13 protein-coding genes are annotated in these 14,000 nt (G+C 58.8%); 10 read left to right on the forward strand and 3 right to left on the reverse strand.

What is annotated here, in order from left to right:
- Positions 1-79: 79 nt before the first annotated feature.
- From efp to I6I12_RS06275, 3 genes are all read left to right on the forward strand, one after another.
- A complete protein-coding gene (gene efp, locus I6I12_RS06265) occupies positions 80-643 on the forward strand; it encodes an elongation factor P (RefSeq protein ID WP_023021466.1) in 564 nt (187 codons plus the stop codon).
- A gap of 11 nt (positions 644-654) precedes the next feature.
- Positions 655-1,284: a transcription antitermination factor NusB gene (nusB, locus tag I6I12_RS06270; RefSeq protein WP_200287450.1), complete on the forward strand. Its 630-nt coding sequence runs from the start codon at positions 655-657 to the stop codon at positions 1,282-1,284.
- Between the two features lie 110 nt (positions 1,285-1,394).
- Positions 1,395-2,249 carry a PPK2 family polyphosphate kinase gene (locus I6I12_RS06275; protein WP_200287452.1) on the forward strand — a complete coding sequence of 285 codons (855 nt, stop codon included), beginning with the start codon at positions 1,395-1,397 and terminating at the stop codon, positions 2,247-2,249.
- Between the two features lie 84 nt (positions 2,250-2,333).
- Here the strand turns inward: I6I12_RS06275 and I6I12_RS06280 are convergent, their stop codons facing one another.
- The 3 genes from I6I12_RS06280 to I6I12_RS06290 form a co-directional block, all read right to left on the reverse strand.
- The gene (locus I6I12_RS06280; protein ID WP_200287454.1) at positions 2,334-2,846 is read right to left on the reverse strand and encodes a YbjN domain-containing protein; all 513 of its coding nucleotides are present in this window, start codon (positions 2,844-2,846) and stop codon (positions 2,334-2,336) included.
- Positions 2,839-3,330, reverse strand: a complete 492-nt coding sequence (locus I6I12_RS06285) for a YbjN domain-containing protein (protein ID WP_023021470.1) — start codon at positions 3,328-3,330, stop codon at positions 2,839-2,841. The genes I6I12_RS06280 and I6I12_RS06285 overlap by 8 nt, the downstream gene beginning before the upstream one ends.
- Positions 3,331-3,595: 265 nt before the next feature.
- The gene (locus I6I12_RS06290; protein WP_200287456.1) at positions 3,596-4,939 is read right to left on the reverse strand and encodes a TIGR01777 family oxidoreductase; all 1,344 of its coding nucleotides are present in this window, start codon (positions 4,937-4,939) and stop codon (positions 3,596-3,598) included.
- Between the two features lie 142 nt (positions 4,940-5,081).
- On the opposite strand from I6I12_RS06290, the gene pyrR reads away from it, so the two are divergent.
- From pyrR to mihF, 7 genes are all read left to right on the forward strand, one after another.
- Positions 5,082-5,690, forward strand: coding sequence for a bifunctional pyr operon transcriptional regulator/uracil phosphoribosyltransferase PyrR (pyrR, locus tag I6I12_RS06295; RefSeq protein ID WP_049360744.1), 609 nt, complete (start codon positions 5,082-5,084; stop codon positions 5,688-5,690).
- A 2-nt stretch (positions 5,691-5,692) separates the two neighbouring features.
- Entirely contained in the window at positions 5,693-6,649 is a 957-nt protein-coding gene (locus tag I6I12_RS06300; protein WP_200287458.1) for an aspartate carbamoyltransferase catalytic subunit, read from the forward strand.
- Between the two features lie 34 nt (positions 6,650-6,683).
- Positions 6,684-8,021, forward strand: coding sequence for a dihydroorotase (locus I6I12_RS06305; protein WP_200287460.1), 1,338 nt, complete (start codon positions 6,684-6,686; stop codon positions 8,019-8,021).
- Between the two features lie 23 nt (positions 8,022-8,044).
- The gene (carA, locus tag I6I12_RS06310; protein ID WP_200289036.1) at positions 8,045-9,226 is read left to right on the forward strand and encodes a glutamine-hydrolyzing carbamoyl-phosphate synthase small subunit; all 1,182 of its coding nucleotides are present in this window, start codon (positions 8,045-8,047) and stop codon (positions 9,224-9,226) included.
- Between the two features lie 25 nt (positions 9,227-9,251).
- Complete coding sequence (gene carB, locus I6I12_RS06315) at positions 9,252-12,593, forward strand: carbamoyl-phosphate synthase large subunit (protein ID WP_200287467.1); 3,342 nt, start codon at positions 9,252-9,254, stop codon at positions 12,591-12,593.
- A complete protein-coding gene (gene pyrF / locus I6I12_RS06320; RefSeq protein ID WP_023021477.1) occupies positions 12,577-13,416 on the forward strand; it encodes an orotidine-5'-phosphate decarboxylase in 840 nt (279 codons plus the stop codon). The genes carB and pyrF overlap by 17 nt, the downstream gene beginning before the upstream one ends.
- A 259-nt stretch (positions 13,417-13,675) precedes the next feature.
- Positions 13,676-13,996, forward strand: coding sequence for an integration host factor, actinobacterial type (gene mihF, locus I6I12_RS06325; protein ID WP_005328460.1), 321 nt, complete (start codon positions 13,676-13,678; stop codon positions 13,994-13,996).
- Positions 13,997-14,000 lie beyond the last annotated feature (4 nt).

Raw genomic sequence — 14,000 nt, forward strand, 5'->3', positions numbered from 1 at the left:
ATACCCCGAAAGGCAGTTGTCCGGTAGGCTTGATCATTGTTTTCAACCTTTAGTCCACAATTTCGGGAGTTTAACCGCAATGGCTGATACTACTGATTTCAAGAACGGCCTCGTTCTGAAGATCGACAACAAACTGATGCAGATCGTTGAGTTCCAGCACGTAAAGCCGGGCAAGGGCCCAGCCTTCGTGCGTACCAAGCTTAAGGATGTTGTCTCCGGCAAGACCGTGGACAAGACCTGGAACGCAGGCGTGAAGGTAGAGACCGCTACCGTGGACCGGCGCGATATGACCTACCTCTACAACGATGGCACCAGCTACGTCGTCATGGATGAGAAGACCTTTGAGCAGTTCGAGCTCCCGCCGGAGAAGTTTGGCGATGCCGCTCGCTTCCTGCTGGAGAACATGCGCGTACAGGTTTCCTTCTACGAGGATGAGGCGCTGTTCGCAGAGCTGCCTATTTCCGTAGACCTCAAGGTCGAGCACACCGAGCCTGGCCTGCAGGGTGACCGTTCCTCCGGCGGCACTAAGCCTGCCACCTTGGAGACCGGCGCGGAGATCCAGGTTCCGCTGTTTATCGAGATCGGCAATGTTCTCAAGATCGATACCCGCACCGGTGAGTACCTCTCCCGCGTCAACAACTAGGGCATCTGGCTGTGTCTGATAACACCCCTAAGCGCGACATTAACTACAAGCGGCACACCGCGCGCTATCGCGCACGTCGCCGCGCCGCGGACATCCTATACGAAGCTGAGAATCGAGACATCGATCCCGTAGCCATCGTGGAGGACCGCATCGCTTTGGCGCGCGAGGATCGCAATGCGGTAGCGCCGATTGCCGAGTACACCAAGGTCATTATCAAGGGGGCAGCGGAAGAGCTTGATGTCATCGATGAGACTATCTCTCGCTACCTTTCCGAGGACTGGGAGCTACACCGCATTCCTGCAGTAGATCGTGCTATACTGCGCGTTTCGGTCTGGGAACTGCTCTTCAATCCCGATATTCCTACTGCTACCGCTGTAGTAGAAGGCGTCGAAATCGCCTCTCAGTACTCCAATGAGCAGGCGGCACCGTATATCCACGCGGTATTGGACGATGTGGCGCAGTCCCGCTCCGCCGAAAGCCCAATGTCTGCAGAACACCAGGGCCTAGAAGAAGACGGGCACGATACTGCTGCGGATGAAGACACGACGGATACCGTGTCCCCGGTCGAATCAGCAGAGACTGCGGGCAACGCAGCCGCAACTGATGAGGCCTCCGCACCAGCGGAAGACTCGGCCCAGTAATTACCGGCGAGTAGTAGCCGCGCCCTTTAGCGTGAGCCATTTTCCGTCCGCGGCTGGCTTGGTTGAAATACCAGGCTGGCTGCGGGCGGTATTTTTGTACCATGATAGGCATGGGCAAATTTAAGATTCATGATGCACTGGGGCTGAGGGCAGGGAGGAATTTCCGCCTCGCTGATGTGGACCCCACCACTACACCGGGCTTCAGTGGCTCCAAATCTGACCTAGCTGATCGTTTCGGGCATTACGATGAAGAGCTTTACGACCTTCAGGAGCGTCTCTTTGCCAATGGCCGCGCCCACGAAGAAGGCGCTCCTTCCTTGCTCGTAGTTTTACAAGGAATGGACACCTCCGGCAAAGGCGGTGCCATCCGTAATGTCTTTTCGGTCTTTGACCCGCAAGGCACCAAAACTGTCGGCTTTGGCAAACCGACAGACGAGGAACTGGAGCACGACTTTTTGTGGCGCATTCGCAAACATGACCCCGTGCCGGGCCAAATCGTGGCGTTCGACCGCTCCCATTATGAAGATGTGCTCATCCAGCGGGTGCATAAATGGGTAGACGAAGACGAAGTGGACCGCCGTTTTGCAGCCATACGGGACTATGAGCAGGAACTGGCCGGCAACAACGTCAAGATTTTAAAGATATTCCTGCATATCTCTCCACAGTTCCAAAAAGAAAACTTGCTGGAGCGCACCGAACGCGAGGACAAATATTGGAAATACGACCCCTCCGATATTGAGGAGCGCGGATACTGGGACGAGTACATGGCTGCTTATGAAGATGCCATTCGCCGAACGGATGAGATCTGGGCACCGTGGTACGTCATCCCCACAGATAATAAGAAGTACGCCCGCATGGCATTGAAGTTCCTCATCGTGGACGCGCTGCGCCACCTAGAGCTTTCTTGGCCCGCACCGGATTTTGATCCGGAAGAAGAACGCCAACGCATTCTCGACGCCGAGTAATTGTGCACAAAAAGCTCCCTTTCTGCCGCCTTTTCCATGTGAGGAACGGCGGGCTCAGGGAGCTTGGTTCTTTGGCGGGCTTAGCTAACTCGTGGCATCTCCAGCACCCGAGTTATCGCCTTCCGCGCCGGCCTTGCCAGCAGTTTCGGAGCCAAGCTTGGCCATCTCTTCTGCAGCAGAGACCATGGCGTCCTGCCCGCGGATTACGCCGTCTACTGCAGATTTTAAGGCCGCCTGCAGCTGCTCGTCATTCATACCAGCGGCAGCGGGGATATCGCGCTCGGTGCGCACGACGAGCATGTCATCGTGCTCTGAGATAACCGCGCGCGCTCCGAAAGCTACCGAGTTGATCTGGTTTGCAGCCAGAAATAGGCCAGCGTCGGCCTTGGAATAGGCGGCGTCGGTAGGCACGTCGCAACGAACGATAACGACGGAGTCTAGTACCGCGAACATGGTGGGCAGGCCATTGAGGTTAGCGGTGGCTGCGTCGATATCAGCGTCCATTGTGGTCAGCTCAATATCGAAGGTACGCATTGCCTCGATAACGCGGTCCAGGCTGATTTCTGGCAGGTTATTTTCCGTAGATGCATTAGTCATGGTTGTGCTCCTCCCAGGTCACGAGCTGTGGGTAATGTTCCTCGACGAAGGCGAAGGACTGCAGCATAGAGTCCAGGGTGGACATCACAAAGGAACCAATCTGGTTCCGGGATAGGCCGTGTGCCACATTAATTTCGCGTACACCGGAGACCGCGAGGTTGTTTTCTGCGGACTCGAAAAAGCGCAGGGTCGGTGCAAAGTGCTGCTGGTTCCACTGGTTGAGAACCATCAGCAGGCTCGGTCCCTCAGAAGAAGGGACGTTGCCGCGCCACACAGAATCGGCGACGAGGACGTCATCGCGAACCTGCATAGCAATGGCAACATTGGAAAAGCCGGTACGCAGTATACGTACGGTCTCGTCCTCGCCTACAGGCTGCTCTTCTAGGCGGTACTCGAGGTTTTCGGACTCAAAGATCTCACCAATACGCTCGAGAGTAACGGGCTCTACCGGCGTATCGGGATACAGGGTTGGTTCTTCAGACACTTAAACAGTCTCAATCCATGTACTAATCGGGGTTAAGGTCAACCCTTCCTAGCCTACCTAACTACACCCGTGCTTTCCGGCAGGAGAAGAACACCGCAGGTCTTGCTCGGAAGTTATATCGGGGTGGTGCAGTACGTGCGCGTTGCCGCAACGAGCTGCGATGGTGATTCACTGCCCAAAACCTTTGGCTGACCGACAAATTGCGTCGCACTCCGGTGGCGCTGCGCCAAAAATGTCTGGGGCGTCCACGGGGAGTGGCCCGCAACTAGCAGAGGCTTTCGCCACCCAGTTCATGCGCCAAGGCGGCGTCGATAGTGGGGTAGCGGAAGCTATGACCGAGCTCGGTGAGCACGGTGGGTGCTACGCGCTGTTCTGCCAAGGCTAATTCCTGGGCGCCCTCGCGCCCGAGCAAGAGCGAAGGACCAAAGGAGGGCACAGGCAAAATAGCCGGCCGGTGGAGCTCTTTGCCCAATGCAGCAACGAACTCCTTATTGAGGACCGGGTTGGGGGAGGCCGCATTGACTGGGCCGGAAAGCGAATCATCCACGATGGCGCGGAAATAGGCATCCGTAAGGTCATCGATAGCAACCCAGCTAAACCAGAATTTGCCATCGCCAAAGGGGCCACCCAGTCCGGTGGAGAAGAGGGCTCGCAGCAGCGGCAGTAGGCCGGAGCCGCCTGACATGGCAATGCCGGTGCGGATATTGACTACGCGGGTGCCCGCTGCGCGGGCGGGTTCGCAGGCGTCCTCCCACTGGCGCACGACATCGGCTAAGAATCCCTCTCCCGGTTCGGAGTCCTCAGTTAAGACTTCCTCGCCCCGGTTTGCGCCATAAAAGCCGATAGCAGAGGCGCACACCATGGCCTTTACGGATGGCGTTTCGCCGGCGATGCGAGCCAAGCTCCGGGTAGGGCCCACGCGGGAATCCCGAATGGCAGCCTTGTGTTCCTCATTAAAACGGCCGAAGATGGGCTCGCCCGCCAGGTGGACAAGGACGTCCACGCCGTCTAGCAAGTGCGGATCGGGGAGGTTGGTATTCCAGTGGCGCTGGCCACTGCCCGCCTTACCACGCACGAGCTGGATCACTGTATGGCCGGCGGTACGTAGCTGCGCGGTAAGCGCCGTGCCGACACTGCCGCGCGAACCTGTCATCGCAATGGTCAATGGTCGGGTATTAAGTCCTGCATCGCGCAGGCGTTTGAAGAAGGCAAAGTCTTCAATCAGCTGATGCTGCCGATAAGCAAAGACTGATTTCAATGCGGCGGAAGGAACGCGCGTGTCCACCTCATCCGTCACCCGGGTACCGGCTGGGTCCTCGGCGAAGGCGTGGGTGTGGCGCCACTGAGTCAGCTGGCGCAGTGGGGAATTGACGCACTCATCACTAAAGGAATAGCCCTCCTGGTAACGGGACAACACATGTTGTGCCTTCCACTGCAGGCCACCAGGCAAGCGCAGAATCGAAGTGCCATCACCCAGGCTCTGTGCTTGTTGCACTGGGGTCATAAAGGCGAACGGGGCGTTGAGCCGGGTGAGAGCACCTGGGCGGGTATGCCAGGCCCAGACATCTGTGCGGGGTGCAGGGACTACGTGTTGTGCAGAAAAACTCACCGTCGAAGTACCTTTCTGGGTTGCCTCACCCGAATGGCGGGTGGGGTGCTAAAGTATCTTGTGTCTAACACCATAGACACTTTTGAGACCATCTATCGGCATCCTTTAAAGACCGCACCGTGAGGCGGGGAAGGAGGTCACGATGAGTGAAACTAACGCTACCGCGAAACAATTGGAGCTTTTAAGCTCCGATGATGTCTCGCGTACCGTTGCACGCATCGCGCACCAGATCATTGAAAAAACGGCGCTCGATTCCGCGGAGGCTCCGCGGGTCATTCTGCTTGGCATTCCCTCTGGTGGCGTGCCGCTAGCACAGCGTCTTGCACTTAAGATCGCAGAATTTTCCGGGGTAGAAGTCCCATGGGGCTCCCTCGATATCACCCTCTACCGCGATGATTTGCTCAATAAGCCGCATCGCGCATTGCAACCCACCACCATTCCTACCGGCGGTATCGATAACGCGATTGTCATCCTGGTTGATGATGTTTTGTATTCCGGCCGCACGATTCGCGCCGCCCTTGATGCGCTAAGCGACGTTGGCCGGCCCGATATTATCCAGCTCGCAGTTCTGGTAGACCGCGGCCACCGCGAAGTTCCCATCCGCGCAGATTATGTGGGCAAAAACCTGCCTACCGCGCGAGAAGAAGACGTCACCGTATATAACAATGAGATTGACGGTCGAGACGCAGTCGTGCTGACCCGAGCTGCCGTCAACCTCGATGCCGCAGGCACTGAGAAGGGGGAGGCATAACCATGAAGCACCTCATCGATATGGCGGAGCTCGATAAGTCTGAAATTATCGGCCTGATGGATGAAGCGGATCGCTTCCGCGAGGCCCTCGAAGGCCGCGAAGTTAAAAAGCTTCCTACCTTGCGCGGGCGCACCATCTATACGCTTTTTTATGAAAACTCCACTCGCACCCGTTCCTCCTTTGAAACGGCCGGCAAGTGGATGTCGGCGGACGTCATCAACCTATCCGCCTCTACCTCCTCGGTAAAGAAGGGCGAGTCCCTGAAGGATACGGGCCTTACCTTGGCCGCCATCGGCGCCGATGCGATCATCATGCGTCACCCTTCCTCTGGTGCACCGCAGCAGCTGGCCCAGTGGGTAGCCCCTGAGGGCAAGGGCCCCTCCGTTATCAACGCCGGTGATGGCGCCCACCAGCACCCAACGCAGGCGCTGCTTGACGCGGTAACCATGCGGCAACGACTCGGCTTGCAGGGCGAGCAAGGCTTTGCCGGTCTCAAAGTGAAAATTGTGGGCGATTGCCTGCACTCGCGCGTGGTGCGCTCTAACGTGGATTTGCTTAACACGCTGGGGGCAGAGGTAACCCTCGTGGGGCCAGCTACGCTCATGCCCTTCGGGGTGGAGAATTGGCCGGTGCGCGTGTCCTATGACTTTGATGCAGAGATCGCCGAGGCCGATGTGGTCATGATGCTGCGCGTGCAGCAAGAGCGCATGAATGGCGGTTTCTTCCCGTCCCACCGCGAATACGCCAACCTCTTCGGCCTGTCCAAGGACCGCGCGGCGGCAATGCACAAAGACGCCGTTGTCATGCACCCTGGCCCTATGCTGCGCGGCATGGAGATCAACTATGGCGTGGCTGATCTGGATAAAACCGCCGTCCTGCAGCAGGTACACAACGGCGTGCACGCCCGCATGGCCGTGCTGTTTACGCTGCTGACCAATGGCGAAAACGCCGGCATTTAATATCGCGACCCGCAATCAACCTTAGGGAGAGAAAATGACTACTTACCCAGAAACCGGTCGCCTTTCCGCGCCGGCGGAATCCCCACTTGTGATTAAGAATGTGCGCTTGTATGGCGAAGGCGAGCCCACCAATGTGCTGGTTAAAGATGGCGTTGTTTCAGCCATTGGCGGTGACGTTGCGGCACAAGACGCTAAGGTCATCAACGGCGAGGGCAACGTTCTTCTACCGGGGCTCGTAGATATGCACGTGCACCTGCGCGAGCCCGGCCGTGAGGACACCGAAACCATCGGGACCGGCTCCAAGGCTGCCGCTAAGGGTGGTTTCACCGCCGTGTTTACTATGGCCAATACCAACCCGGTGACCGATCAGCCGATCATCGCGGAATCCGTGTGGGCTAAATCCCAGGCCTTAGCGCTGTGCGACGTCCACCCAGTGGGCTCTATTACCAAGGGCCTGGAGGGCAAGACCCTTACCGAGTTCGGCATGATGGCCCGCTCGGATGCCAAGGTCCGCATGTTCTCCGATGATGGCAAGTGCGTCCAGGATCCGCAGCTGATGCGTCGCGCCTTGGAGTACGCCAAGGGTATGGATGTACTGCTGGCTCAGCACGCCGAGGATGACCGCATGACCGGCGGTGCTTCGGCGCACGAAGGCGAGACCGCAGCCAAGCTAGGCCTGCGCGGCTGGCCGCGCGTGGCGGAAGAATCCATCGTGGCCCGCGATGCACTCTTGGCGCGCGACTATGGCAATCGCGTGCACATTTGTCACGCATCCACTCAGGGAACCGTGGAGCTGCTCAAGTGGGCCAAGGAGCAGGAAATCCCGCTGACCGCTGAGGTCACCCCGCACCACCTGTTGATGACTGACGATAAGCTGCGCACCTACGATGGCCTCTTCCGCGTTAACCCGCCGTTGCGCGAGAAGCGCGATACCGAAGCCCTGCGCCAGGCGCTGCTCGACGGCACCATCGACTGCGTGGCCACTGACCATGCCCCGCACGGCTCCGAAGACAAGTGCGTGGAGTTTGAAAATGCCCGACCAGGCATGCTGGGCCTGGAATCTTCCCTGGCCGTTATCGCCAAAATCTTCGTTGAGACCGGACTGGCCGATTGGCGTTTTGTCGCCCGCGTCATGTCCGAGCGCCCGGCGGAAATCACCCGCCTGCCGGGTCACGGTCGCCCCATCGCAGAAGGCGAGCCCGCGAATTTGACCATTGTGGACCCAGCCCACCACTGGGTGTCTGATTCCTCCAAGCTGGCATCCAAGTCCGAAAACAACCCGTATGCAGGTGAAGAGTTCGGCGCCCGCGTTACCCACACCATTTTGCGAGGAGCCGTCACTTTTGACTTGGCAGCCTCCGAAGAAGACTAACCTTGCACACTGAGACCACCTATATGGCAGAGAAAGGCCACGACGTGACTGATAGAACCCCAGCAATCCTCGTTCTCGCGGACGGGCGCACCTTCCGCGGTTATGGCTTTGGTGCCACCGGCACCACCTTGGGTGAGGCCGTATTCACCACGGCGATGACCGGCTACCAGGAAACCATGACGGACCCGTCCTACCACCGCCAGATTGTGGTTTCCGCAGCGCCGCATATTGGCAATACCGGGTGGAATGACGAGGACAATGAGTCCCACGGCAACCGTATTTGGGTTGCTGGCCTCGTTATCCGCGACCTCGCCCAGCGCGTATCCAACTGGCGCGCAGAGCGCAGCTTGAGCGAGGAGATGGAAAAGCAAGGCGTCATCGGTATTCGCGGTATTGATACCCGCACCTTGGTACGCCACCTGCGCAACTACGGCTCTATTTCCGCCGGTCTTTTTTCCGGCGAGGATGCGCAGCGTCCAGTAGAGGAGCTGCTAAAGGAAGTAAAAGCCCAAGACTCCATGGAGGGCGCTGACCTTGCCGCAGAGGTATCTACGAACGAGCCCTACACGGTTGAGGCCGTGGGGGAGAAGAAGTACACCGTCGTTGCCTTCGATATGGGTGTGAAGACCGCGACCCCGCGCCACTTCTCGCAGCGCGGGATTGAGACCATCGTTGTGCCTGCAAATACCTCCTTTGACAAGGTGAAGTCCTATAACCCGGATGGCGTCTTCGTCTCCAATGGCCCGGGCGACCCGGCTACGGCCGATGAGATGGTAGGCATCATCAAGCAGGTGCTTGAGGCAAAGATTCCGTTCTTCGGCATCTGCTTTGGCAACCAGCTCCTCGGGCGCGCGCTGGGCCTGGATACCTACAAGATGAAGTTCGGCCACCGTGGCATCAACGTGCCGGTGCGCAATAACTTAACCGGCAAGATCGACATCACCTCGCAGAATCACGGCTTCGCGCTCAAGGCGCCGGAGGGCTATGACCTAGAGAGTAAAGACGCCGAGTTTGACACCGACTTCGGTCCCGCGCAGGTCACCCACATCTGCCTCAATGACGACACGGTGGAGGGCGTTGCTTTGAAGAATGGCATGGCCTATTCCGTGCAGTATCACCCCGAGTCCGCAGCTGGACCGCACGATGCCAATCCACTTTTTGATCAGTTCGAAGAACTGATGGCTAACCACACCCCGAATAAGTAAACAACCAGGAAAAGGAAGAAAAACTATGCCAAAGCGCAACGACATCAACCACGTCCTGGTCATCGGCTCCGGACCGATCGTCATCGGCCAGGCTTGCGAGTTCGACTACTCCGGCACTCAGGCCTGCCGCGTGCTCAAGGAAGAAGGCCTTCGGGTAACCCTGGTCAACTCCAACCCGGCCACCATCATGACCGACCCTGAGTTCGCGGACCACACCTACGTCGAGCCCATTGAGCCGGACTACATCGAGAAGATTTTGGTCAAGGAGCGCGAAGAGGGACACCCTATTGACGCTGTGCTCGCCACCTTGGGTGGCCAGACCGCGCTGAATGCGGCAGTCCAGCTGGACCGCAAGGGGATTTTGGACAAGTACGGCATTGAGCTCATCGGCGCCGATATTGACGCCATTGAGCGCGGTGAAGACCGCCAGAAATTCAAGGATATTGTCGCCTCCATTGGCGGCGAGTCCGCTCGCTCCGCGGTGTGCCACAACATGGATGAGGTACACGAGACCGTCGACAAGCTCGGCCTGCCCGTAGTGGTCCGCCCCTCCTTTACCATGGGTGGCTTGGGCTCTGGTCTGGCCTTCAATAATGAGGACCTAGACCGCATTGCTGGCGGCGGCCTGGCCGCGTCCCCTGAGGCCAACGTGCTTATTGAGGAGTCTATTCTCGGCTGGAAGGAATATGAGCTCGAGCTTATGCGCGATGGCGACGACAACGTCGTGGTCGTGGCCTCCATCGAAAACGTTGACGCCCTCGGCGTGCACACCGGCGATTCCGTTACGGTTGCCCCAGCGCTGACCCTGACCGACCGTGAGTTCCAGAAGATGCGCGACCTCGGTATCGCGATTATCCGCGAGGTCGGAGTCGATACCGGTGGCTGCAATATCCAGTTCGCCGTCAACCCGGAAGACGGTCGCATCATCGTCATCGAGATGAACCCGCGCGTGTCCCGTTCCTCCGCGCTGGCGTCCAAGGCCACCGGCTTCCCCATTGCTAAGCTGGCTGCCAAGCTCGCCATTGGTTATACCTTGGACGAGGTGCAAAACGATATCACCGGCGAAACCAAGGCCGCATTCGAGCCGACCTTGGACTACGTCATTGTCAAGGCCCCGCGCTTTGCCTTTGAGAAGTTCCCGGGCGCAGACGATACCCTGACGACCACCATGAAGTCTGTGGGCGAGGCCATGGGCATCGGCCGCAACTACATCGCGGGCCTCAATAAGGTCATGCGTTCTTTGGAAAACAAGCCCAATGGCTTCTGGACCAAGCCGGATGAGTACTTCGCCGGCGAGCGCGCTGGTGACCTCAAGGCGGTACTCAAGGATCTTGAGCGCCCGACCGAGGGCCGCATGTACGACATTGAATTGGCCCTGCGCCTCGGCGCCTCGGTGGACGAGGTCCATGAGGCTTCCGGCGTTGACCCGTGGTTCATCGCTGAGCTGGCCACGCTGGTAGCCTTCCGCCAAGAGCTTATCGATGCCCCAGTGCTCACCGAGGAGCTGCTGCGCGAGGCCAAGTTCTTTGGGCTTTCCGACGCCCAGATTGCCGCCCTTCGCCCCGAATTCAACGGCGAAGATGGCGTACGCAGCCTACGCTGGCGCATGGGTATCCGCCCTGTCTACAAGACCGTTGACACCTGTGCCGGCGAGTTCGAGGCACAGACCCCATACCACTACAGCTCCTATGAGCTTGATCCGGAAGCCGAGACCGAGGTTCGCCCCGCACCGGAGGGCTCCAAGGGTAAGGTCATTATTCTGGGCTCCGGACCGAACCGCATCGGTCAAGGTATCGAATTTGACTACTCCTGCGTGCACGCAGCTCTCGAGCTCTCGGAGCAGGGCTATGAGACCGTCATGGTCAACTGCAACCCAGAGACCGTGTCCACTGACTATGACACCGCGGACCGCCTCTACTTTGAGCCGTTGACCTTCGAGGACGTTATGGAGGTCTACCACGCGGAGGCCGCTTCCGGTGATGTTGCCGGCGTCATTGTTCAGCTCGGCGGCCAGACTCCACTGGGCCTTGCAGCCCGGTTGGAGGAGGCAGGAGTACCAGTTGTTGGCACCAGCCCAGCAGCTATTGACTCCGCTGAGGACCGCGGCGAGTTTGGCAAGGTCCTCGACGAAGCCGAATTGGCAGCACCAGAGTATGGCACCGCCACCTCCTTTGCTGAGGCGCGCGAGGTTGCCTCCTCTATCGGCTACCCAGTATTGGTCCGCCCGTCCTATGTCCTGGGCGGCCGTGGTATGGAGATCGTCTACGACGAAAAGGCGCTGGAAGACTATATCGAGCGTGCTACCGAGCTTTCCCCGGACCACCCGGTCCTGGTGGACCGTTTCCTAGATTCCGCGATCGAGATCGACGTCGACGCACTCTGCGACGGCAACGAGGTCTACTTGGGCGGTGTGATGGAGCACATCGAGGAAGCCGGCATCCACTCGGGTGACTCTTCCTGTGCACTGCCGCCTATGACACTGGGACCAGAGGATATCGAAAAGGTCCGCACCTCCACCCGACTTCTAGCGGAGGGTATTGGCGTCAACGGCCTGATGAACGTTCAGTTCGCCCTGAAGGACGACATCCTCTACGTCATCGAGGCCAACCCACGTGCTTCCCGTACCGTGCCATTTGTCTCCAAGGCGACCGGCGTTCCACTAGCTAAGGCAGCTTCTCGCGTCATGATGGGCTCTACCATCGCGGAGCTGCGCGCCGAAGGCATGATTCCTTCTGAATATGACGGTGGTTCCTTGCCGCTGGAGCACCCGATCGCAGTCAAAGAAGCGGTCTTGCCGTTTAACCGCTTCCGCCGGACCGATGGCAGCCTGCTCGATACGCTGCTGTCGCCGGAAATGAAGTCCACCGGTGAGGTTATGGGCTTGGCTACCAACTTCGGTGCGGCCTACGCCAAAGGCGAAATCGCTGCCTTCGCCGTGCCGCCTACGGAGGGCACTATCTTCGTATCCGTCGCCAACCGGGACAAGCGCACCTTGATTTTCCCGATCCAGCGCTTGGCGAACATGGGTTACAACATCGTCGCTACCGCCGGTACGGCGCAGATGCTGCGCCGCAATGGCATCGAATGTGAGGTTGCCGCCAAGGTCTCTGAGGCTAAGGAAGGCGAAGAGTCCATCGTGGATAAGATCTTCAACGGTGAAATCGACTGGATTCTCAACACCCCTGCGGGCTCTGCAGGCGCGCGCCACGACGGTTACGATATCCGCGCTGCCGCGGTCCACATGGAAATCCCGCTGGTAACCACCGTGCAGGGCGTAACCGCAGCCGTCCAAGGTATCGAAGCGATGCGCATTGGCAACCTGCAGGTACGCGCGCTTCAGGAGCTTGAGCATGGCCCACAAAACTAAGGGATTTGGTGAGCTGCTTGAGGCAGCGGGCCAGGCGCGTGGTCGCCTCTGTGTGGGTATAGACCCGCATCCGTATCTGCTGGAAAAGTGGGGACTGGAGCCCACCGCTGATGGTCTTCGGACCTTCAGCATGCGCTGCGTAGAAGCCTTCAGCGATACCGCTGCCTTGGTAAAGCCGCAGGTTGCCTTCTTCGAGCGCTTCGGTTCCCAGGGGTTTGCGGTCCTCGAGGACGTCTTGGCGTCCCTACGCGAGGTGGGATGCCTGACCGTGGCCGATGCCAAGCGTGGCGATATTGGCTCGACCATGGCCGGCTACGCAGATGCTTGGCTAGGTGATAGCTCACCCCTGCGCGCAGATTCGGTGACCGTGTCTCCCTATCTAGGCGTTGGTGCGTTAGGCCCGGTGTTTAGCAAGGCCGAAGAAACCGGACGCGGCGTATTCGTCTTGGCGGCTACCTCCAACCCGGAGGCACGTGCCATCCAAGCCGTCCCAGTAGGCGAGGAGAGCACCATCGCACAAGGAGTGGTCGATGAATGTGCCGCGCTCAATGTAGCTGCGCACAAGGCCGACAAGCCGGGAGACATCGGGGTAGTCGTTGGGGCTACTTTGGACAATCCGCCTCGCCTGGATGCGCTCAATGGCCCGGTTCTTCTGCCAGGCGTTGGCGCCCAAGGTGCTGGCCCAGAGCAGGTGCACAGCATTGTCTCTGCTCGGCCATCGCTGGGATTCGCGAACGTGTCCCGAGCAGTATTGGAACAAGGACCTGCTCTCGCTGACCTGCGCAAAGCGGTGAATCGCGTGGCTCAGGAGTTCCGGGACTAAAAGGGGCGGCGTGGCAGATTACTGGCCGCGCTGCTTACCTGGTACTTTGTTTAAGGTATGTGCGGTGACGTGCTAAAATAGGCGTGCTTTTGGACCCGCTAATCGTCACCGTTCAATGAGCAGTGCTAGGATTACCAGAAGTCGGTTTGCCCGAAAGTTATTGATAACTTTCCGCGGTGTATAAACTGCGTTAGGCAACCGTAATCTGGTACCAAGTACTAGACGTAACAGAATCAATCTAATGAATCGGAGGAAACCCGTGGCCCTTCCAAAGTTGACTGATGAGCAGCGCAAGGAAGCTCTCGCAAAGGCCGCTGAGGCCCGTAAGGCTCGCGCTGAGCTCAAGGCTGCGCTCAAGCGCGGCGAGACCGACCTGAAGGACGTGCTCGAAAAGGCTGAGACCGATGAGATCATCGGCAAGACCAAGGTTTCTGCACTCCTCGAGGCTCTGCCGAAGGTTGGCAAGGTCAAGGCTAAGGAAATCATGGAGGACCTGGAGATCGCTCAGACCCGTCGTCTGCGCGGCTTGGGTGAGCGTCAGCGTCGTGCTCTCCTCGAGCGTTTCGGTTACGGCGAATAGTTAC

Source organism: Corynebacterium kefirresidentii, assembly GCF_016599755.1.
Lineage (GTDB): Bacteria > Actinomycetota > Actinomycetes > Mycobacteriales > Mycobacteriaceae > Corynebacterium > Corynebacterium kefirresidentii.